Genomic DNA, 322 nt, shown 5'->3' on the forward strand with positions numbered 1-322 from the left:
TTTCTAGCTGCAATTAATGCTGCTTCGTTACATACGTTTGCAATATCGGCACCTGAAAAACCTGGTGTTTGTTTTGATAAAAAGTCAGTATCTAAATCTTTTGATTTTTTTAACGGACGTAAGTGAACTTCAAAAATTTCTTTACGTTCTCTCACATCAGGTAAATCAACAAAAATTTGTCTGTCAAATCTTCCGGCACGCATTAATGCTTTATCTAAAATATCGGCTCTATTGGTTGCTGCAAGTACAATAACGTTGGTATTTGTGCCAAAACCATCCATTTCAGTTAATAATTGGTTTAGGGTGTTTTCGCGTTCGTCAT

General features: G+C 35.1%; 1 protein-coding gene. It reads right to left on the reverse strand.

What is annotated here, in order from left to right:
- The coding region (locus FUA24_RS24525; protein WP_148546061.1) for an AAA family ATPase at positions 1-322 on the reverse strand (322 nt) is incomplete at both ends.

The sequence above is a fragment of the Seonamhaeicola marinus genome, from assembly GCF_008085455.1.